Origin of the sequence: Deinococcus maricopensis DSM 21211 (assembly GCF_000186385.1) — a bacterium.
GTDB lineage: Bacteria > Deinococcota > Deinococci > Deinococcales > Deinococcaceae > Deinococcus_B > Deinococcus_B maricopensis.
This window is the reverse complement of sequence record NC_014958.1, coordinates 2,588,629-2,607,499: the sequence shown is the minus strand read 5'-3', so window position 1 is coordinate 2,607,499 and position 18,871 is coordinate 2,588,629. Positions and strand designations below refer to the sequence as shown.

The following is an 18,871-nucleotide window of genomic DNA, read 5'->3' as shown; positions in this document are numbered from 1 at the left end:
CTGCGGAACATCTGATTCGGCGCCGCCCGCATAGACTCCAGGTATGCTCGATGGCCTCCTGAAAGTGCTCGGTGATCTCGGGAACCCCGTCCCGAGATTCACCGCGCAACGCTGCCTCACCGTGCGGCAGAACGTCGGCGGATGCGACGCCTGCGCCCGCGCCTGCCCGCACGACGCGGTGATCCTCACGCACACGGTCGAGATCAACGAGGCGAACTGCACCGGCTGCGGCCTGTGCGTGCAGGCCTGCCCCAGCGGCGCCCTGGAATTCGATGTCACGGGCGTCCTGACCGGCATCCGTGATCAGGACGGCGACGCGAAACTCGTGTGCAGCAAAGCCGGCGAGCCCGGCCGGACGCTGCCGTGCCTGGCGCGCATCACGCCCAGCGCCATCGTCGCGGCGGGCGCGTGGGACAAGCCGCTTACGCTCGTGCACGGCGACTGCGCGACTTGCGACCTGGGCGGCCCCACCGTGCCCGAAAGCACCCAGGCGGTCATTGACGCGGCGCAGCAGCTGCGCGCCTCGACTGGCCGCGCCGCGCAGGTCACGTTGCGGCCCGCGCAGGCCGGCGAGACGAGCGGGGAGCGCGTCTCCCGCCGCGGCATGTTCGGCACGCTGTTCCGCGGGGCGCGCACCGTGGTCGCGCAGAGCATCCCGGATCAGCCGCTGCCGTTCGTGGACTGGAGCGTCCCGGAGGAGCGCGTCCCGCAGGACTGGGTGTGGCGCGCCCGCGCCCTCAAGCCCACGCCCGCGCCGGGCACGCCCGTGCACTGGCCCGCCCCGGTGGTGGACGACACCTGCATCGACTGCCCAGTATGCGCGAACGTCTGCCCCACGAACGCCATCACCCGCGACTTCCAGCCGACCGGCGAGGTGACGCTCACGCTGGACCTGGCGGCGTGCACGTCCTGCAATGCGTGCGCGCAGTCCTGCCCGCCGCAGGCGATCACCCTGCAGCCCGAGTGGCCCATTGAGGCGTTCGGGGAAGGGCAGGTCATCCGCGTGGGCGGCAGCCCTCTCTGACGCCCGCGCGTGACGCGCGCCACGGACGGCGCCCGGACGCGCAGCGGTACACTGCACCCATGACCGCCGCCGACCCTCACCCGCACGCGCCCATCGGCGTGTTCGATTCTGGGGTCGGCGGCCTGAGCGTCCTCGCGGCGCTGCGCCGCGAGCTGCCGAACGAGGACTACCTGTACCTCGCGGACACCGCGCACGTCCCGTACGGCCCGCGCGCCGACGACGACATCCGCGACCTCACAGGCCGCGCGGCCCGCTGGCTGTTCGATCATGGCGCCAAGAGCGTGGTGGTGGCGTGCAACACGGCGTCCGCGTTCAGCCTAGCGCCGCTGCGCGCGTGGGCGGGCGACGCGCGGCCCGTCGTGGGCCTCGTGCCCGCCGTGAAGCCTGCCGTGGCCGCCACGCGCAGCGGCGTGATCGGCGTGCTCGCCACGCCCGCCACCCTGCGCGGCGCCCTGCTGCAGGACGTCGTCGCGCAGCATGCCACGCCGCGCGGCGTGCGCGTCGTGCCCTGCGCGGACCTGCGCCTCGTGCCGCTCGTCGAGTCGGGCCTCGCCGACGCGCCCGAAACGCTCGCGGCGCTCCGCGAAACCCTCGACCCGGTGGTGGGGGCGGGCGCGGACGCGCTCGTGCTGGGGTGCACGCACTACCCGTTCCTCACGTCGGCCCTGCGGCACCTGTACGGCCCGGACCTCGCGCTGTTCGACTCCGGCGCGGGCGTCGCGCGCCGCACCCGCGCGGTCCTCGCGGAGCGCGGCCTGCTGCGCGCCCCCACGGGCACCCCCGGGACCGTGCGGGCCTTCACGACCGGCGACCCCGCCGCGAGCGCCGGGATCATCGAGCGGCTGCACGGCGCGCCGCTCGGCGTGACGCGCGCGCACGCCACGCTTGCGTTAAGCTGACCGACTGAATGACCCGCGCGCGCCCTACCACTGAACCCCGACCGCTGCACGTCACCCGCGGCGTGAATATGCACGCCGAAGGCAGCGCCCTGCTGCACCTCGGCCGCACCCAGGTCCTCGCGACCGTCACTGTCGACCCGAAGGTGCCGCCGCACATGCGCGGCAAGAAGACCGGCTGGCTGATGGCCGAATACAGCATGATGCCCCGCGCCACGCAGGACCGCACGCCCCGCGACCGCAACCTCAGCAACGGCCGCCGCCATGAGATTCAGCGTCTGCTTGGCCGGGCGTTCCGCGCGACCGTGGACCTGCGGCACTTCCGGGACCGCACGCTCGTCGTGGACTGCGACGTGCTGCAGGCGGACGGCGGCACGCGCGTCGCGTCCGTGCTCGCCGGGTACGCCGCCCTGTGGGACTACGCGGATCGCCTGATCCGCACGGGCAAGCTCAGCGAGTGGCCGCTGCTGCACGAGGTGGGGGCGTGCAGCGTGGGCCTGGTAGGCGGCGAGGTGCGCGTGGACCTCGACTACCTTGAGGACGTGCAGGCCGAAGCGGACCTGAACGTCGTGGCGACCTCGTCGGGCCTGCTGATCGAGGCGCAGGGTGGCGCGGAGGGCGCGCCCATCGCGCCGGGCGTGTACGAGCAGCTGCTCCGCGCGGGGCTGGACGGCACGCGCACGCTCCTGGCGCGCGTTCATGAGGACCTCGCGCGGTCCTGAGCGGCGGGGGCGGCGCTCGTCACATTCCCACCCCCCGGGCCTGCCCGTATCATGGGAGGCGTGACGAATCAACTCGACCGCGTGGTGGTGGCCACCACCAACCCCGGCAAAGTCCGTGAATTTACCGAGGCGCTCGCCGGGCTCGGCTGGACCCTTCAGCCCCTGGACGGCCTCATGCTCCCCCCCGAGGACGCCGCCACGTACGAGGAAAATGCCGCCCTCAAGGCCTGCGCGGTTGCCGTGCAGACCGGCCTGCCGGCCCTCGCCGACGACAGCGGCCTGGAAGTCGAGTCGCTGAACGGCGAGCCCGGCATCTACAGCGCGCGTTTCGGGAACCGCTCCAGCGACCTGGAACGCAACCTCTACCTGCTCGAGCGTCTGCGCGGCCACAAGGACCGCCGCGCGAAGTTCGTGAGCGCCATCGTTCTCGCGTACCCGGACGGGCACCTGGAAACGTACCGCGGCGAGGTGGCGGGCCGCATCCTGGAAGGCCCGCGCGGCGATGGCGGGTTCGGGTACGACCCTCTGTTCGAGGTGGACGGCCTGGGCAAGACCATGGCGGAACTGGACCTGGCGCAGAAACGCGCCGTGTCGCACCGTGGGCAGGCGCTCGCGGCGCTGCGGACGGCGCACCAGAACGGCGCGCCGGACCGCGAAGTCATCCGCGTCGACTGAGGCGGCCTATGACGAGAGGGGCGGGCCACGGCCCGCCCCTCTCACTGGCGGAGCATCCGGAAAGGCGAGAGGGGAAAAGGCGCACGCCTCTTCCCCTCTCGTGTCTAACCCTCAGTTGGTGCTGCGGGGGTCGAGGACGTCGCGCAGACCGTCGCCGAGCAGGTTGAAGCCCAGCACGGTCAGCAGGATCGCCAGACCCGGGAAGATCATCGTCCACGCGGCGGTGGTGTAGTACTCCTTGCTGTCGGCCAGCATGGTGCCCCACTCCGGCAGGGGCGGCTGCGCGCCCAGGCCGATGAAGCCCAGCGCCGCCACCTCGATGGTGGCCGTGGCGACGCTCAGGGCGCCCTGCACGATCAGCGGCGACAGGCTGTTCGGGAGGACGTGGCGGAAGATAGTGCGGCTCTGCGTGGCACCGAGCGCGCCGGCGGCCTGCACGAACTCGCGTTCGCGGACGCTGAGCACGACGGCGCGCGCGAGGCGCATGTACACCGGCACCTGCACGAGCGACACGGCCAGCATGGCGGTCACCAGCTGCGGGCTGTTCAGCGCGAACAAGCGGTCGATGGCCTGAATGAACAGCGGCGACTGGTCCCCGCTGAAAATGCTCGCGAAGCCGATGGCGAGCAGGATGCTCGGGAACGCGAGCATCACGTCACCGACGTACCCGGTGAGCGTATCGATCCACCCGCCGTAGTACCCGCTGAGCACGCCGAGGAGCGTGCCGAGCAGCATGGCGAGCACGGTGGACAGCACGCCGACTTTCAGGCTGATCTGCGTGCCGTGCAGGACGCGCGTGGCGATGTCACGGCCGAGGTTGTCGGTGCCGAACGGGTGCCGCCAGATGTCCACCTTGCCGGTGGTGGCGTCGGTGTACGTCGTGGCGACGTCCTTGTTCCACAGCGCCATGATGCTGGGCGCCTTCAGGCGGAACAGGTAGTCGACGTCGCCCGTGGGGTTGTAGGGCTTGATGACGGGGGCGAGCAGCGCGAGCAGCACGAACACGATCACGATGACCGCGCCGACCTTGCCGGGCGTGCTGCGGCGGAAGCGGCGCCAGAAGACGCTCTGTGAGCGTTTGCGGGGGGTCGCCTGGGTGGGGGTGGTGGTCGTCACGGGCGCTCCTTAGTGGTATTGAATGCGCGGGTCGAGCGCCGCGTAGCTGAGGTCGACGAGCAGGTTCACGACGGACACGATCAGCGCCGCGAAGATCACGCCGCCCTGGATGACGGGGTAGTCGCGGTTGTTGATGCCGTCGAACACGTAACTGCCGAGGCCGGGCCACGAGAAGATCGTTTCGGTGAGTACGGCGCCGCCAAGCAGCGCGCCGATCTGCAGGCCGATGACGGTCACGACGGGCAGCAGGGCGTTGCGGAGCGCGTGCTTGATGGTGACGCGGCGCGGCGCAAGCCCTTTGGCTTTGGCGGTGCGGACGTAGTCCTGGCCGAGTACGTCGAGGAGGCTGCTGCGGGTGATGCGCGCGATGATCGCCATGGGGATCGTGCCGAGCGCAATGGCGGGGAGCAGCAGGTGCCGCAGCGCGTCCCAGCTGATGTCCGGGCGGCCGCGGAGCAGGCCGTCAATGATGTACAGGCCCGTGACGGGCTGGAAGTCCAGGCCGACCGACAGGCGCGCGCTGGGCGGCAACCAGCCGAGTTTCGCGGCGAAGAAGTAGCTGAGGAGCAGCCCGAGCCAGAACACGGGCATGCTCACGCCGAGCAGGCTGACGACGGTGGCGGTGTTGTCCCAGGCGCTGTTGCGGCGCAGCGCCGCGAGAATGCCGAGCGGCATGCCGATGAGCAGCGCGAACAGGATCGCGGCGATGGACAGTTCCACGGTGGCGGGGAAGCGCTGCTTGAGTTCCTCGCGCACGGCGATGTTGCTCTTGATGCCGCTGCCGAGGTCGCCGCTGAGCAACTGCCCGACGTACTTGGGGTACTGCGCGTCGAGGGGGTTGCCACCGCTGAAGTTCAGGAACCAGGGCTTGTTCAGGCCGAGCTGTTCACGCAGGGCGGCGGCGGCCTGGGGGGTGGCGCGTTCGCCGAGCAGGACGGTGGCGGGGTCGCCGGGGATGGAGCGCACGAACGCGAACACGACCACGCTGATGCCGATGACGACGGCGAGGGTGCGCAGGACGCGTCGCAAAATGTATCCGGTCAAAACGAACTCTCCTGTTGTTCGCGCGGGGGGTGGGGCGCAGCGCGGGGCGGGCGGGGCATGGTGCCCCGCCCGCCCGGTTCGCTGGCCGACCTGGGGCCGGCGGCCCTGGGTTATTTCTTGCCGGTCAGGGTGATGGTGTTGAAGGCTTCGCTGCCGAGCGGGCTGGGGATCCAGCCTTTCACGTACGTGCGGGCGGCCGCGAGCGGCTGGCTGTGCACGACGGGGATGCGGACGTTGCCTTTGTAGGTGATTTCGTGGATCTGCGCGTAGATCTTGGCTTTGGCGGCCTGGCCGACGGCGGCGCGGCCCTGCTCGAGGAGCTTGTCGAGCGCGGCGGGGCGCCAGTTGCTGTCGTCGCTGGCGGTGGGGCCGTAGTACGCGGCGTAGAAGTTGTCGGGGTCACCGTAGTCGCCGGTCCAGCCGATCATGTACATGTCGAAGCCGGGTTCCTTGTTGCGGTCCTCGAGGTACTTGCCCCAGTCTTCGGTCTTGAGGTTGACCTTGATGCCGATGCCGGCGAGGTCCGCCGCCATGGCTTCCGCGATGGGTTTGGGCGTGGGGAAGTACGGGCGGCTGACCGGCATGTACCAGAGGTCCAGGCTGAAGCCGTTGGCGTAGCCGGCTTCGGCGAGGAGCTTCTTGGCCTGCGCGGGGTTGTAGGTGTAGTCCGCGGGGACGTCCTTGCTGTTCGCCCAGTTGAGCACCGGGGGCAGGAAGCTGGCGCTGCTGATGCCGAGGCCGTTCCAGAAGGCGTTCACGATGGCCTTTTTGTTGATGGCCATGCTGATCGCCTGGCGGACCTTCTCGTTGGCGAGGTACTTGTTCTTGACGTTGAGGCTCAGGAAGCCGACGTTGAAGCTGGGCTTCAGGACGGGCGTGAGGTTACGGTCGGCCTTGACGGAGTTTAGGCTGTCCGGCGTCAGGTCACTGGTCAGGTCGATGGTGCCGGCCTTGAGTTCGTTCAGGCGGGCGCTGGGGTCCTTGATGAAACGGAAGACGATGCCGTCCACTTTGGCCTTGCTGCCCCAGTACGCTTTGTAGGGCGCGAGGGTGATGCGGTCGCCGCTGTTCCAGCTAGTGAACGTGAACGGGCCGGTGCCGATGGGCTTGACGGCGGGGGTGCCGTACTTCGCGCCGCCGTTCTTGACGGCGGTGGGGCTGGCGATGCCGAAGTACCCGGCGCCGATCAGGCTGGGGAACACCGTGGAGGGCTTGTTCAGGTCGAAGCGCACGGTGGCGTCGTCGACTTTGGTGACGCTCTTGAGGACGCTGCTGGCGTCGCCTTTGTAGCCGCCCATCAGCTGGCCCCAGATTTCGAAGGTGCGGCCGTTGTTGGTGGGGTCTTTCTTGTCCCACCAGCGGTTGACGTTGAAGACGACGGCGTCGGCGTTGAACGGGGTGCCGTCGTGGAACTTGACGTTTTTGCGGAGCTTGAAGGTCCAGCTGGTGGCGTTGGCGTTGCTGGTCCAGGACAGCGCGAGGCCGGGGACGGGGGTGGTGGTGCCGTCCTTGAAGTCCACGAGGGTGTCGTAGATCTGGCGCTGCACGTAGATACTGTTGCCGTCGGTGATGTTGCCGCTTTCGAGGCTGACGGGTTCGCCGCCGGCGCCGTACACGAGGGTGGCGGCCTGGGCGCTGCCGAGCAGGCCGGCGGACAGCAGGGCGGTAAGGATCACTTTCTTCATGGAGCCTCCTGGGGTTGTGCGCCCAAAGTGTATCAAAGTACGTGGTCATGCATGGCTATACGTGTTTCGGCCACGTTTGCTGGTCTGACATGTATGTTGATGCGCGACGTGTAGCAGGACACACGAGGGGGAGCGCGGGTTGTGCTTGGGCCTTAGCCTATGGGGCCCCGGACGCCCTGTCAAGCTCGTCCCAGCCGAGAAAACACGAGCGGGGGACGCGCCAGACGCGTCCCCCGCCCTCCATCCCGCCGACGCGGGGGAGGCGCACTGCAGGGCAGCGCCGACATCGGCGCCGCCCGACGGCCTTACTCCTCGCCCAGGTACGCCTTGCGGACGCTCTCGTCGCGCGCGATGTCCGCCGCGAACCCCGACAGGCGAAGCTCGCCGGTCTGCAGCACGTACGCGTGCTTCGCCACCGCGAGCGCCATGCTGGCGTTCTGCTCCACCAGCAGGATCGTCGTGCTCCGCTCGCGGTTCAGCTTCTCGATGATGTCGAAGATCACTTCCACGAACTTCGGGCTCAGGCCCATGCTCGGCTCGTCCAGCAGCAGCAGCTTCGGGTCGACCATCAGCGCGCGCGCAATGGCGAGCATCTGCTGCTCCCCGCCGCTGAGCGTCCCGCCCATCTGCTTCTGACGCTCCGCCAGACGCGGGAACAACGCGAACCCCTCCTCGATGCGCTCCGCCACCACCTTGCGGTCCGTGATGGTGTACGCGCCGATCTCCAGGTTCTCCAGCACCGACAGCTGCGGGAAGATGCGGCGTCCCTCAGGCACGTGGCTCATGCCCATCTGCATGATCGCGTTCGGCGACAGCCCATTGATGTTCCGGCCGCGCAGCAGCACCTCGCCGCTGCGGGCCTTGATCATGCCGCTCACCGTGCGCAGCGTCGTCGTCTTGCCGGCGCCGTTCCCGCCGATCAGCGCGACGATCTCACCTTCGGGCACCACCATGCTGATGCCCTTCAGGGCGTGAATGTGGCCGTAGTACGTCTGGACATTCTTCAGTTCAAGCACGGACCTCGCCGCCTTCCTTGCCGTAGTCGCCCGCGGCGGCGCCGCGGCCCAGGTACGCTTCCATCACGCGCGGGTCGTTGCGGATCTGGTGGGGGAGACCCTCGGCGATTTTCGTGCCGTAGTCCAGCACGGTGATGTGTTCGGACAGGGTCATCACGAGTCGCATGTCGTGCTCGATCAGCACGACCGTCACGCCCAGGTCGTCACGGATGCGGCGAATCAGGGCCTTGAGCGTCTCCGTCTCGCGCGGGTTCATGCCGGCCGCCGGCTCGTCGAGCAGCACCAGCTTCGGGGTGGTGGCGAGCGCGCGCGCGATCTCCAGGGTGCGCTGATCGCCGTACGGGAGGTTCACGGCCATCTCCTTGAGGTACCGGCCCAGTCCCACGAAGTCTAGGATGGCCCGCGCGGCCTCGCGCGCCTCGCGCTCATCCTCATGGAAGCGGCGCGTGCGGAACAGCGCGTCCACGTAACTCGCCTTGAGGCGCGGGTGCCGGCCGATCATCAGGTTCTCCTCGACGGTCATGGTGGAGAACAGGCGGATGTTCTGGAACGTCCGCGCAATCCCGGCTTCGGTCACCTGGTCGGGCCGCAGCCCCACCAGTTCCCGACCGGCCAGCTGGATGCTGCCTTTGTCCGGCTGGTAGATGCCAGTGATCATATTGAAGAAGGTGGTTTTGCCGGCGCCGTTCGGGCCGATCACACTCACGATGGTGCGGTCCGGCACGGTGAGGTTCACGCTGTTGACGGCCAGCAGCCCCCCGAAGGTTTTGGTGAGGTCACGGACTTCCAGCATTTACTTCACTCCTCCGGTGCGTTCGTCGTCCTCGCGGCCCGCGAGGCCCGGCGACGCCATTTCCGCGTGCGCGTCCTGCCCGCTGTCCGCTTCGATGCTGTCCACGGCGGGCGCGTTGTCGTCTTCGCCTTCGTGCAGCTGCATCGCCTGACGCTGGTTGGGCAGCAGTCCTTCCGGGCGGAACAGCATGGCGACCACTAGAATGACGCCGAACACGAGGCGTTGCAGCTGGGCGGGGTTCACCTGCTGCGGGATGTTCATGTTGGCGGTGGCTTCCCCGAGGCTCGGCAGGATGCTGAGGTTCAGCAGCGTCACCACAGCGGCACCCAGGATCACGCCGGGGATGCTGCCCATGCCGCCCAGAATGACCATGCTGAGCACGCCGATGGACTGGTTGAGCACGAACGACTCGGGTGTGATGGTCGCCGCCTGTTTCGCCGCGAAGATCATGCCCATGATCCCTGCGAAGCTCGCGCCCGTGGCGAACGCGATCAGTTTCGTGCGCATCAGCGGGATGCCCATCGCCTGCGCGGCCACCTCGTCGTCGCGGATGGCGATCCACGCGCGGCCGATGCGGGAGCGGTCCAAGCGGATGTTCACGAGGATGATCAGACTGATGATGATCAGCACCAGGAAGTACAGGAAGAACAGCGGGTACTGATCCGGCGAGAACCCGAGGCGGCCCGCCAGGGCGTCCAGCCACGGCACGGACGCGCTCTTGATGGGCGGCGTGCCCTGCGAGCCGTTCGTGTACAGCGTGAGGTTGTTGGCGAGCACGCGGATGACCTCACCGAGGCCGAGCGTGATGATCGCCAGGTAGTCACCCTTGAGGCGCAGCACCGGCAGGCCGATGAGCACGCCCATGACGGCCGCCGCGAAGATGCTCAGCGCCAGGAACAGCCAGAAGAAGCCCGCATCGAGGCCGGTGGCGAGGCCCTGTGCCTTGGCGGCGTTCAGGACCAGCAGCGCGCGGCCCGTGAGGGTCAGCCCGGCAACCAGCCCGAACGACGCGAGCCCGAAGCTGATGGACGAGGCGCGGCTGGGCGCGCGGCCCTTCCCGGCGCGGCGGATGAACAGCATGCTGGCCGCCGTGATGACCGTGAGCAGCAGCCCGATCACGAGCGTGCCCGCGTTGGTCGCGCCGGCGTGCTCACCGTAGTACTTGAGGATGGTGGCGATCTGACCGCTGCCGAAGATGCCCCACATGTACGCGCCGACCGCGAAGAACGCGACGTACCCGAGGTCCAGCAGGCCGGCGAGGCCGACCACGATGTTCAGGCCGAGCGCGAGCGCCGCGAAGATGCCGATCTGGATGGCGGTGTCGAACAGGCTGGTGTTGTCACGGCCCGCCCAGGGCAGCACCAGCAGCAGGCACGCCGCGCCGACCAGCACCTTCGCCCAGGGTTGCGTGCGCCAGCGGTACGCGAACAGCAGGTTCGCGAGGAACAGGGACAGCACCACGGCGCGCACGAGCGGGTTGCCGAGGAAGGTGCCCAGGCCGCCCAGGCGGGCGAGCACGTCGCCGTGCTGGGAGATGATGAGGACGAGGCTGGTCACGGCGGCCAGCAGCAGCAGCGGCAGGGTCATGTCCTGCCTGCGGCGGGCTTGGGTGGGGGCGGCGGTCATACTTTCTCCGTGTTGGACTTGCCGAGCAGGCCGGTCGGTTTGAAGATCAGGATCAGCACCAGCACGATGAACGCACCGATGCGCTGGTACGAGGCGTCAATCGCGGCGAGGTTCGCGATGCCGGTGATGCTGCCGAGCACGTTCGTCACGCCGATCAGGTTCTGGATCACGCCGAGCAGCAACCCGCCGAGCACGGCGCCGGGAATGGAGCCGATGCCGCCCAGCACCGCGGCGGTGAACGCGATGATGCCCGGGTCGAAGCCGCTGTACGCGTTGACGGTGCCGAACTTCATGCCGAACAGCACGCCGCTGACGCCGCCGAGCGCGCCGCCGATCAGGAAGGTCGCGCTGATCATGCGGTTGCTGTCGATGCCCATCAGGCCTGCCGTGACGCGGTCCTGCGCGACAGCGCGGATGGCGCGGCCCAGGCGCGTGTGGTTCACGAGGTAGTTCAGGACCGCCAGGGACAGCAGCGCCACGACCACCAGGATGATGTCCTTGACCTGCAGGTCCACGCCGATGCGGCGCAGGGTGTCGCCGAACGCCGCGCAGCTGCTGCCGGTCGCGCAGAACTTGTTGCTGAAGCCCTGCGGGAGGGTGTACGTCAGGTCGAAGCGGCCCTGCAGGCCCTCGATGATCTTCAGGAGGTCCTGCAGGATCAGCGAGACGCCGATGGCCGTGATGAGCGGCACCAGCTTGGGCGCGTTGCGCAGCGGGCGGTACGCGAGGCGCTCGATCAGGACGTTCAGGCCGCCGGAGACGATCATGGCGGCGATGAGCGCGATGATGAGCTTGAGGTAGCCGTTCATGGGGCTGGGTTCCAGCACCCGGAAGACTTCATAGCCGACGATGGCGCCGGTCACGAACACCTCGCTGTGCGCGAAGTTGATCAGCTGCAGGACGCCGTACACCATGGTGTACCCGAGCGCGATGATGGCGTACACGAACCCGAGTACCAGGCCACCGACCACCACGTTCACGAGGAACGGCGCGAGAGTCGAAAGATCCAAGACGAGAACTCCTTACGAGTGAGGGACTTAAAAAAAGGGGGCCGAGCGGTGTGCCCGGCCCCGTACCTCCATTGGTGCGGTTCCCGAAGTGCCTTAATTTCGGGGCGCGCTGACGTTGACGGTGGTGGCGAGCTTGTACTTGCCGCCCTGCACGTTCATGACGTACATCTTCGCGGCCTTGCGGTCGCCGACGCTGTTGAACGTGACGCTGCCGGAGAGCAGACCGCTGAAGGCGCCCTTGCGGATGGCGTTCTCGACCTGCACGCGGGTCGGGAGCTTGTTGCCGTTGTTCTTGATGGCGGCGAGCACGCCCTGCACGACGACCTTGCCGGCGTCGTAGCCGAAGGCACCGAAGCCCTGAGCGGGTTTCTTGAAGGCCTTCTGGTAGTTGCCCGCGAAGATCTTGGCGGCGGGAAGCGCGTCGATGGGCGCCGCGACCGTCGTGAAGTAGATGTTGTTGGCGCCCGCACCGGCGATGGTGGCGAGTTCGGCGCTGTCGAAGCCGTCGCCGCCGATCACGGGCGTGTCGAGGCCCTTGTCGCGCAGCTGCTTGATGAACACGCCGGCCTGGTTGTAGATGCCGCCGAAGTACACCGCGTCGGGCTTCTGCAGCTGGATCTTGGCGATGATGCTGCTGAAGTCGTTCTTCTCTTCGGTACCTTCGTACGCGACGACCTGGACGTTCTTGGCCTTGAGGGCCTTCTCGACTTCCTTCGCGAGCCCTTCGCCGTAGGCGGTCTTATCGTTGATGATGTAGACCTTCTTGGCTTTGAGGTTGCTCATGATGAAGTTGGCGCCGGCGGGGCCCTGCGCGTCGTCACGGGCGACGATGCGGTTCATGTTGCTGAGGCCGCGGTCGGTGACCTGGTTGGCGGTGTTGGCGGGGGACACCATGGCGACGTGGCTGGGTTGCAGCGCGGCGCTGGACGGGATGGCGACGCCGCTGTTCAGGGTGCCGACGACGGCGAGGATGCTCTTGTCGGCGGCGATTTTGCGGGCGGAGGCGGTGCCGGTGGCGGGGTCGGCTTGGTCGTCGTAGCCGACGAGTTGCAGGTCGAAGCCGAGCTTGGCGAATTGCGCCTTGTATTCATTCACGGCGAGTTGGGCGCCGTTCTTGATCTGAGTGCCGAGGTCGCTCTGGCCGCCGCTGAGGGGGGACAGCGTGGCAATCTTGATGACGGTGGCGGCGCTGGCGTTGCCGAGCGCGAGGGCGCCAGCAAGCATCATGGCGGTAAGACCGAATTTCTTCATCGTTCCTCCTGGGGGGTGCGCTTTCGCGCCGTCTTGGAAATTTCCCGCATTCTAGGCAGGCCTTTATGGAATGTCAATGCGTGATTCATGCTTGTATACGCAACAAAAAATCAACAGACAAAAACGGTCTGCAATGAAATAGCGCACATTCGCAACAGGCTGCACCAGATCGGCGGCAGGACGCACACCTATCGCTCATGACTGCAAAATGTTCCACTTAGAGGCGTGTGGCATGCACCAGGCGCCACCCACTCGCCCCCGCTGGACGGGGGTGTCGCCGCACCCGCCCTAAACCAGGTGGCGCGGCCACCACCGGCCGCGCCACGCTCCTCACACCAGGTCCAGGTACTGATCCAGCTCCCACTGATGCACAGCCGCGCTGTACGCCACCCACTCCGCACGTTTCGCCTGCACGAAGTTCGACAGTACATGCTCACCCAGCGTCTCGCGCATCACCTCGTCACGCTCCAGCGCCTCCAGCGCCTCACTCAGGTTCGCCGGCAGCTCACGGATACGGTGATGCCGCTTCTCGCGTACGGTCATCTTGTAGATGTTGCGCTGAATGGCCGGCGGCGGCTCCATCTTCTCCTCGATCCCGTCCAGGCCTGCCGCGAGCATCACCGCGAGCGCCAGGTAGGGGTTGCAGGACGGATCAGGCAGGCGGAACTCCGCGCGCGTGCTGTTCCCACGTTTCGCGGGCACGCGAATCATGGCGGAACGGTTGCTGGTGCTCCACGCCACGTTGATCGGCGCCTCGAACCCCGGCACCAGGCGTTTGTAGCTGTTCACGAGCGGATTCGTGACCGCCACCAGCCCAGGCGCGTGCTCCAGCAGCCCCCCAATAAAGTGCAGCGCCGTCAGTGACAGCCCGTACTCGGCCCGCTCGTCATAGAAGGCGTTCTGGCCATTACGGAACAGGCTCAGGTGGCAGTGCATGCCGCTCCCGTTGATGCCCGCCACCGGCTTCGGCAGGAAGCTCGCGAGCAGTCCGTACTCCAGCGCCACGCGTTTCACTGCGAACTTGAACGTGGCGATGTTATCGGCCGTTTTCAGCGCGTCGGCGTACCGGAAGTCGATCTCGTGCTGCCCGGGCGCGACCTCATGGTGCGCCGCCTCGATCTCGAAGCCCATCTCCACGAGCTTGTTGGTGATTTCCCGCCGGATGCGCTCCCCACGGTCAATGGGCGCCAGGTCGAAGTAGCCGGCCTTATCGTGCGTGACGGTGGTACTGTCCCCGTTTGCGGCGCGTTCGAACAGGAAGAATTCCGGTTCCGGCCCGCAGTAGAACTCGAAGCCCATGCGCGCGGCCCGCTCCACCTGTCGGCGCAGCACGAAGCGCGGGTCGCCCTCGAACGGCGTGCCGTCCGGCAGGTACACGTCGCAGATCAGGCGGGCGACGCGTCCGCGCTCGCCTTCCGCCGCGCTGAAGGGCGGCAGCACCAGGAAGGTGCTCAGGTCCGGGCGCAGGAGCATGTCGGATTCCTCGATGCGCGTGAAGCCCTGAACGGCGCTGCCGTCGAACATGACGTCGCCGCTCAGGGCCTTTTCGAACTGGCTGGCGGGCACCTCGATGTTCTTGACGCTGCCGAGAATGTCCGAGAACTGCAGGCGCAGGAACCGGACGTCGTCGGCGTGAAGTTGTTGAAGGATGTCTGCTGCGGTACGAGTCATGCTGCCTCCTCGGCGCGTGCGCCGCTGTCGCCCGAACGTAGCGCAGAGCGGGAGAAGGGAGCAACACGTGAAGGCTGTGCGCAGCGCAAAGCGTTCAGATGTCCGAAACTCGTCGCACAAAATGCAGAGAAGCGAATGTTTCACCCGTGAAGAAAGGCAGTTGTCTGCAATCTGTCAGGTCTTCAATTGACGCGTCCTGGCAGCGCTCCTTATACTCCTCGCAGCCTGAGCGCCCCCGCGCCAGACCCACTTCACTTCATGCTCAGCAAGGAGCCTCATGAACCACGATCAAGACGTGCTGACCGCCGCCCGCAACTGGCGCCTCGACCCCCGCGAACTCCACGCGCCGAGCAAAGTCATCGAGGAAGTCTTCGCCAGTGACGTCCTCACTCTCGACGCCCTGCGCCAGCGCCTCAGCCGTCCCGTGTTCAAGAGCCTCCAGGCGACCCTCGAACGCGGCGCCGTCCTCGACCCGAGCATCGCCGACACCGTCGCGCTCGCCATGAAGACCTGGGCGATGGAAAAAGGCGCCACGCACTACACCCACTGGTTCCAGCCGCTCACCGGCGCCACTGCCGAGAAGCACGACAGCTTCGTGAGCCCCACCGACGAGGGCGGCGCCATCGCCACCTTCAGCGGCAAGGAACTCATCCAGGCTGAACCCGACGCCAGCAGCTTCCCCAGCGGCGGCCTGCGCGCCACCTTCGAAGCGCGCGGCTACACCGCCTGGGACCCCAGCAGCCCCGCGTTCATCATGCGCCACGCCAACGGCGCCACCCTGTGCATCCCCACCGCGTTCGCCTCCTGGACCGGCGAAGCGCTCGACCTGAAAACCCCCCTGCTGCGCAGCATCGAGGCGCTCAACCAGGCCGTCACGCCCGCCCTCAAGCTGTTTGGCACCAAAGCCAACCGGGTCGGCAGCACCCTCGGCGCCGAACAGGAGTACTTCCTGATCGCCGAGGAATACTACTACCGCCGCCCGGACCTCGCCATGAGCGGCCGCACCCTGTTCGGCGCGAAACCCCCGCGCGGCCAGGAACTCGAGGACCACTACTTCGGCGCCATTCCCGACCGCGTACTCAGCTTCATGACCGACGCCGAACACCAGATGTACGCCCTCGGCATCCCCGTCAAGACCCGTCACAACGAGGTCGCGCCCGGCCAGTTCGAGATCGCGCCCATCTTCGAGCAGAGCAACATCGCCGCTGACCACCAGCAGCTCGTCATGCAGGTCCTGCGCAACACCGCCCGCAAGTACGGCCTCGTCGCGCTGCTGCACGAGAAGCCCTTCGCCGGCGTGAACGGCAGCGGCAAGCACTGCAACTGGAGCATGAGCACCGACGCGGGCGACAACCTCCTCGAACCCGGCGACACGCCGCACGAGAACATCCAGTTCCTGTTCTTCTGCGCCGCCGTCATCAAGGCCGTCGACGAGCACCAGGACCTGCTGCGCGTCAGCGTCGCCAGCGCCAGCAACGACCACCGCCTCGGCGCGAACGAAGCGCCGCCCGCCATCATCAGCATCTTCCTCGGCAGCGAACTCACGGACATCCTCGACCGCGTCGAGAGCGGCGAGGGCGGGCGCGGCACCGAAGCGGGCGTACTCGGCCTCGGCACCAGCGTCCTGCCGCCCCTTCCGCGCCACGCCGGCGACCGCAACCGCACCAGCCCGTTCGCGTTCACCGGCAACAAGTTCGAGTTCCGCGCCGCCGGCAGCAGCCAGAGCATCAGCATGCCCATCACGGTGCTGAACACCATCGTCGCGGACGCCGTGCAGCAGCTCACCGCCGAACTCCAGGCGAAACTCGACGGCGGTCAGAGCCTTGAGGACGCCGTCGGCGACATCATCAAGGCCACGTACACCAAGCACAAGCGCATCGTCTTCAACGGCGACGGCTACAGCGAAGCGTGGCACATCGAGGCGGAGCAGGAGCGTGGCCTGCTGAACCTGCGCACCACCCTCGACGCCATCCCGCACCTCAGCAGCGCCAAGAACGTCGCGCTGTTCGAGAAGTTCGGCGTGCTCTCCGAGCGTGAAGTCAAAGCGCGCGAAGAGATCATGTACGACATCTACTTCAAGACCGTCAACATCGAAGGCGAAACCACCGAGTACATCGCGCAGACCATGCTCCTGCCCGCCACCATCAACTACCTGCGCGACCTGTCCAGCGTCCAGGTCGGCCGCGCCGCGCAGGCCCTCACGCAGGAAGTCACCGCCCTGACGGACGAACTGTACGACGCCCTGCAGGACCTCCGCGCACAGAACGCCGCGACCGGCGGCGAGGAGATCCACGAGAAGGCGCACCACATGCGCGACCACGTGCTCCCCGCCATGCAGGCCGTCCGCGCTGCCGCCGACCGCCTGGAACGCGTCGTGAGCGACGCGCACTGGCCGCTGCCCAGCTACCGCCAGCTGCTGTTCATGAAGTAAACGCCTCCCCGAGGGCGTGCGCCGCGCGGCGCCCGCCCTCGTCTGTGACGCATCTGAAGGCTTCCTTCGCGAGGTTGCCACGGTGCCCCTCACCCGCCCGATCTACACTGAAGTGTGCTGAACTTCCTGCGCCGCCCGAACGTGACGCCTGCCGACCTGGACGACGCGCTCGCTGACCTCGGCCTCGATGGCACGCAGGCGGCCATCGCGCACGTGTCGCTGCGGTCCTTCGGGAATGTCGAGGGAGGTGCGAGCGCCGTCGTGGACGCCCTGCGCGCCCGGACGCGCACGCTCGTCACGCCCGCGTTCACGTACTACACGCTGCTGCCCGGCCCGACCGCGTCCATCCACGCCACCCTGCACCGCGAGAGCCGCGTCAGCAGCGACATCGGCGCCGTGCCGCAGGCCCTCGTGGACACCCCCGAAGCCGAACGGTCCTTCCACCCGGCCCTCAGTTACGTCGCCGTTGGCCCGGACGCGCGCGCCATCCTGAACACCCAGTCGCTCGAAAGTCCGTACGCGCCCATCGGCGCGCTCTACGACCTGGACGGCGTGGCCCTGCTGCTCGGCGTGGACCACAGCAGCAACACCAGCGTGCATTACGGCGAGCACTGGGCGGGCATGCCGCTCCTCACGAAGTACGTCCCGCACGGCGGGCGCGTCGTCGCCACTGCCTTCCCGAACTGCTCGGCGGACTTCGAGCACGTCGCGCCGTTCGTGCAGGCCCGCGAGTCGCGCGCCGGCAACGCGCGACTGCGCGCGTACCGCGTGCGGGACCTCGTGGACGCCGCCCGCACCTTGATCGAACGCGACCCGGAAGTGCTGCTGTGCACGTACCCCGGCTGCCGCTGCCAGGAGGTGCGCCGCCGCGTGCGCGCCGAAGGGCTCACGCCCCGCCCGCACACGCCCACGCTCCGCTGAGCGCCGCGCCCCGCCCTCAGCGGGCCGGGCGGCGCTTGTCGCTGCTGTGACCCGGGCGGACCTTCAGGTCCGGGTTCACGTGATGCGCCGCATGGTTCGCGGTGAGGGCCGCGTCGGAAAACCCGCGCGACAGCAGCTTGAACGACCCGCCTGACGAGCTCAGGTCCCCGGCCACGAACACGCCCGGCAGGGTCGTGCGCCCCACCTCGTCCGCCACGACGTACTCGCCGTCCCACGTGAGCCCCCGCACACCCTGCAGCGGCGCGAGGTCCGGCAGGTACCCGTTCAGCACGAACGCCACGTCGACCGGGACGGCCACGTCGTCCAGCACGGCCTCTTCAGCGCGGAGTGACTGCAGGTCGGCGGGCGCGCGCACCTCCAGCGTGCCCTTCGCACGCAGCGCGTCCAGACGGGCGAGGTCCTCGGGCGAGCCGCGGAACAGCGCGCGCCGGTGCGCGAGCGTCACGTGGGCGCCGGCATCCGCGAGGTCCACGGCCATTCGCGTCGCCTGCGGCACGCCGCCCCATACGAGCGCGCGGCGCGGCGCCAGGGTGCGGGCGTCCATGACGTCCGTGAAGGTCGGCAGGGACCCTGCGCCCGGCACGCTCGCTGCGCGCGGCTGCAGCGCCCCCAGGCCGCCTGCGAGGATCACCGCGCCCGCCCGCACGGCCCCGCCCGGCAACGCCGCGACCCAGCCCTCCTCCTCGGGCGCGAGGCCCTGAACGGTTTCGCCCAGGCGCCACGTCACGCCCGGCAGGTCCAGCTGCCGCACGAGGTGCTGCACGAGCGCGCCCGCACGGACCTCCACGAAGCCGGGCACGTCGTACATCACCTTGTCCGGGTACAGCGCCGCAAGCTGACCGCCCGGCTCGGGCCGCGCGTCCGCGATCACCACGCGCAGGCCACGCCACGCCACATAGAACGCCGCGTACAGCCCCACCGGGCCGGCGCCGATCACCAGCACATCCGTCACCATGCCCGCAGGATACG

The 18,871-nt window shown here is 68.2% G+C and carries 16 protein-coding genes; 6 read left to right on the top strand and 10 right to left on the bottom strand.

Going from position 1 to position 18,871, the window contains the following annotated elements; translation table 11 throughout:
* Window positions 1-43 precede the first annotated feature (43 nt).
* From DEIMA_RS12140 to rdgB, 4 genes are read left to right on the top strand one after another with little or no spacing between them, the layout of a single operon-like run.
* On the top strand, window positions 44-1,024 hold the full coding sequence (locus DEIMA_RS12140; protein ID WP_013557561.1) for a 4Fe-4S binding protein: 981 nt from the start codon (window positions 44-46) through the stop codon (window positions 1,022-1,024).
* A gap of 59 nt (window positions 1,025-1,083) precedes the next feature.
* Window positions 1,084-1,923: a glutamate racemase gene (murI, locus tag DEIMA_RS12135; RefSeq protein ID WP_013557560.1), complete on the top strand. Its 840-nt coding sequence runs from the start codon at window positions 1,084-1,086 to the stop codon at window positions 1,921-1,923.
* Window positions 1,924-1,931: 8 nt separating this feature from the next.
* A complete protein-coding gene (gene rph, locus DEIMA_RS12130) occupies window positions 1,932-2,642 on the top strand; it encodes a ribonuclease PH (RefSeq protein WP_013557559.1) in 711 nt (236 codons plus the stop codon).
* A gap of 51 nt (window positions 2,643-2,693) precedes the next feature.
* Complete coding sequence (gene rdgB / locus DEIMA_RS12125; protein WP_013557558.1) at window positions 2,694-3,317, top strand: RdgB/HAM1 family non-canonical purine NTP pyrophosphatase; 624 nt, start codon at window positions 2,694-2,696, stop codon at window positions 3,315-3,317.
* A gap of 111 nt (window positions 3,318-3,428) precedes the next feature.
* Here rdgB and DEIMA_RS12120 read toward each other — a convergent pair whose 3' ends face one another.
* The 9 genes from DEIMA_RS12120 to glnA form a co-directional block, all read right to left on the bottom strand.
* Window positions 3,429-4,433, bottom strand: coding sequence for an ABC transporter permease (locus DEIMA_RS12120; protein ID WP_013557557.1), 1,005 nt, complete (start codon window positions 4,431-4,433; stop codon window positions 3,429-3,431).
* Between the two features lie 9 nt (window positions 4,434-4,442).
* On the bottom strand, window positions 4,443-5,477 hold the full coding sequence (locus tag DEIMA_RS12115) for an ABC transporter permease (protein ID WP_013557556.1): 1,035 nt from the start codon (window positions 5,475-5,477) through the stop codon (window positions 4,443-4,445).
* A 110-nt stretch (window positions 5,478-5,587) separates the two neighbouring features.
* Window positions 5,588-7,162: an ABC transporter substrate-binding protein gene (locus DEIMA_RS12110; protein ID WP_013557555.1), complete on the bottom strand. Its 1,575-nt coding sequence runs from the start codon at window positions 7,160-7,162 to the stop codon at window positions 5,588-5,590.
* 305 nt (window positions 7,163-7,467) lie between these two features.
* Window positions 7,468-8,178 (bottom strand): ABC transporter ATP-binding protein, encoded by a 711-nt coding sequence (locus DEIMA_RS12105; protein WP_013557554.1) that lies wholly within the window; start codon window positions 8,176-8,178, stop codon window positions 7,468-7,470.
* Window positions 8,171-8,971, bottom strand: coding sequence for an ABC transporter ATP-binding protein (locus DEIMA_RS12100; protein WP_013557553.1), 801 nt, complete (start codon window positions 8,969-8,971; stop codon window positions 8,171-8,173). The genes DEIMA_RS12105 and DEIMA_RS12100 overlap by 8 nt, the downstream gene beginning before the upstream one ends.
* On the bottom strand, window positions 8,972-10,597 hold the full coding sequence (locus DEIMA_RS12095; RefSeq protein WP_013557552.1) for a branched-chain amino acid ABC transporter permease: 1,626 nt from the start codon (window positions 10,595-10,597) through the stop codon (window positions 8,972-8,974). It lies immediately after the preceding gene.
* On the bottom strand, window positions 10,594-11,607 hold the full coding sequence (locus DEIMA_RS12090) for a branched-chain amino acid ABC transporter permease (RefSeq protein ID WP_013557551.1): 1,014 nt from the start codon (window positions 11,605-11,607) through the stop codon (window positions 10,594-10,596). Before DEIMA_RS12090 ends, DEIMA_RS12095 begins: the two co-directional genes overlap by 4 nt.
* 93 nt (window positions 11,608-11,700) lie before the next feature.
* Window positions 11,701-12,858 carry a branched-chain amino acid ABC transporter substrate-binding protein gene (locus DEIMA_RS12085; protein WP_013557550.1) on the bottom strand — a complete coding sequence of 386 codons (1,158 nt, stop codon included), beginning with the start codon at window positions 12,856-12,858 and terminating at the stop codon, window positions 11,701-11,703.
* A 330-nt stretch (window positions 12,859-13,188) separates the two neighbouring features.
* The gene (glnA, locus tag DEIMA_RS12080; RefSeq protein WP_013557549.1) at window positions 13,189-14,529 is read right to left on the bottom strand and encodes a type I glutamate--ammonia ligase; all 1,341 of its coding nucleotides are present in this window, start codon (window positions 14,527-14,529) and stop codon (window positions 13,189-13,191) included.
* A 277-nt stretch (window positions 14,530-14,806) separates the two neighbouring features.
* Here glnA and DEIMA_RS12075 point away from each other — a divergent pair, with 277 nt between their 5' ends.
* Window positions 14,807-16,960: a glutamine synthetase III family protein gene (locus DEIMA_RS12075; protein WP_013557548.1), complete on the top strand. Its 2,154-nt coding sequence runs from the start codon at window positions 14,807-14,809 to the stop codon at window positions 16,958-16,960.
* A 114-nt stretch (window positions 16,961-17,074) separates the two neighbouring features.
* Window positions 17,075-17,881: an AAC(3) family N-acetyltransferase gene (locus tag DEIMA_RS12070; RefSeq protein ID WP_013557547.1), complete on the top strand. Its 807-nt coding sequence runs from the start codon at window positions 17,075-17,077 to the stop codon at window positions 17,879-17,881.
* 16 nt (window positions 17,882-17,897) lie between these two features.
* Here the strand turns inward: DEIMA_RS12070 and DEIMA_RS12065 are convergent, their stop codons facing one another.
* Window positions 17,898-18,857: an NAD(P)/FAD-dependent oxidoreductase gene (locus tag DEIMA_RS12065; RefSeq protein ID WP_013557546.1), complete on the bottom strand. Its 960-nt coding sequence runs from the start codon at window positions 18,855-18,857 to the stop codon at window positions 17,898-17,900.
* Between the last annotated feature and the right edge of the window lie 14 nt (window positions 18,858-18,871).

Excerpts from the sequence above, each read along its gene's own strand:
- DEIMA_RS12140 (WP_013557561.1), top strand. The coding sequence starts at position 44 with ATGCTCGATGGCCTCCTGAAAGTGCTCGGTGATCTCGGGAACCCCGTC.
- murI (WP_013557560.1), top strand. The coding sequence starts at position 1,084 with ATGACCGCCGCCGACCCTCACCCGCACGCGCCCATCGGCGTGTTCGAT.
- rph (WP_013557559.1), top strand. The coding sequence starts at position 1,932 with ATGACCCGCGCGCGCCCTACCACTGAACCCCGACCGCTGCACGTCACC.
- rdgB (WP_013557558.1), top strand. The coding sequence starts at position 2,694 with ATGGGAGGCGTGACGAATCAACTCGACCGCGTGGTGGTGGCCACCACC.
- DEIMA_RS12110 (WP_013557555.1), bottom strand. The coding sequence starts at position 7,162 with ATGAAGAAAGTGATCCTTACCGCCCTGCTGTCCGCCGGCCTGCTCGGC.
- DEIMA_RS12100 (WP_013557553.1), bottom strand. The coding sequence starts at position 8,971 with ATGCTGGAAGTCCGTGACCTCACCAAAACCTTCGGGGGGCTGCTGGCC.
- DEIMA_RS12095 (WP_013557552.1), bottom strand. The coding sequence starts at position 10,597 with ATGACCGCCGCCCCCACCCAAGCCCGCCGCAGGCAGGACATGACCCTG.
- DEIMA_RS12085 (WP_013557550.1), bottom strand. The coding sequence starts at position 12,858 with ATGAAGAAATTCGGTCTTACCGCCATGATGCTTGCTGGCGCCCTCGCG.
- glnA (WP_013557549.1), bottom strand. The coding sequence starts at position 14,529 with ATGACTCGTACCGCAGCAGACATCCTTCAACAACTTCACGCCGACGAC.
- DEIMA_RS12075 (WP_013557548.1), top strand. The coding sequence starts at position 14,807 with ATGAACCACGATCAAGACGTGCTGACCGCCGCCCGCAACTGGCGCCTC.
- DEIMA_RS12065 (WP_013557546.1), bottom strand. The coding sequence starts at position 18,857 with ATGGTGACGGATGTGCTGGTGATCGGCGCCGGCCCGGTGGGGCTGTAC.